1 protein-coding gene is annotated in these 528 nt (G+C 28.0%); it reads left to right on the top strand.

Annotated features, from left to right (window positions below; translation table 11 throughout):
- The coding region (locus ON063_RS14815; RefSeq protein WP_274665652.1) for a glycosyltransferase at positions 1-528 on the top strand (528 nt) is incomplete at both ends.

Below are 528 nucleotides of genomic sequence, written 5' to 3'. Positions count from 1 at the left end.
CTGAATCATATAAATTCATCATACAAAATAGGATTTATACATTGCGATTTTTTAAATGCAAATGTAAACAATCAAATAAATCGAAGTGCATACGAAAAATTTGACCGAATAGCATGTGTTTCGGAATCTGTCAAAAGTAATTTTATTGAAGCTATGCCTCTATTGACTAATAAAGTGTACACTGTAAGAAATTTTAATGATTTTGATGAAATTATAAAAATGTCTAATGAAAGTTCAATTGACTATGATGATAACTATTTTAATGTCCTTTCTGTAGCAAGACTTTCTCAGGAGAAAGGATTATTAATGTCTATTAGTGCTATAAAAAATTTAGTGAAAAAGGGTTATAATATAAAATACCATATTGTGGGTGATGGTATTCAGAAGGAAGAAATTCTGAATGAAATAAAAAAATATCAAATTGAAGATAGAGTGATTTTACATGGTGAGCAAGTTAATCCATACCGTTATATGAAAAGTGCTGATTTACTTTTAATGTCATCATTTCATGAAGCTGCTCCGATGGTT

Origin of the sequence: Exiguobacterium sp. B2(2022), from assembly GCF_028823655.1 — a bacterium.
In the GTDB taxonomy this organism is placed as follows: Bacteria; Bacillota; Bacilli; order Exiguobacteriales; family Exiguobacteriaceae; genus Exiguobacterium; species Exiguobacterium aestuarii_A.
Note: the sequence above shows the minus strand (reverse complement) of the source record. Positions and strands in the feature narration are given on the sequence as shown.